This window comes from Cognatundibacterium luofuense, assembly GCF_018139685.1.
In the GTDB taxonomy this organism is placed as follows: Bacteria; Pseudomonadota; Gammaproteobacteria; order Burkholderiales; family Burkholderiaceae_D; genus Undibacterium; species Undibacterium luofuense.
In genome coordinates, this window is sequence record NZ_JAGSPN010000251.1 from 1 (window position 1) to 381 (window position 381).

1 protein-coding gene is annotated in these 381 nt (G+C 56.2%); it reads right to left on the reverse strand.

Annotation, left to right across the window (positions count from 1 at the left end; genetic code table 11):
• The coding region (locus KDM89_RS20270; RefSeq protein ID WP_212689672.1) for an ExbD/TolR family protein at positions 1-203 on the reverse strand (203 nt) is incomplete at its 3' end.
• Positions 204-381 lie beyond the last annotated feature (178 nt).

Here is a 381-nt window from a genome sequence, read left to right on the forward strand (position 1 = left end):
ACAGAGATGGTGATGTTTTCCGGTTTGGTTTTGTAGACCTGGTTGCGTTCTGCCGGCAGCTTGAGTTTGACCACGTCGGTGATCACCGGGGTGGTGATCAGGAAGATGATCAGGAGCACGAGCATGACGTCTACCAGCGGGGTGGTGTTAATGGTGCTGTTGACTTCGTCTTCATCACCATCGTTGCCGACTGCCATTCCCATAGTTGTTCTCTTTCCTTCTTGATTCGCTTGTCCCGGCCGGGGTGTCTGCTGACAGGAGACAGTCAGGGCACGACGGGGCCGGGGTCTGGTGTGCGGAGTTCAGGAGGCGTTGCCTCCTGTGATTCCGGTCAGATTATTTCTTGCCCATGTTGCCGGACAGCAGCACGGAGTGCAGGTC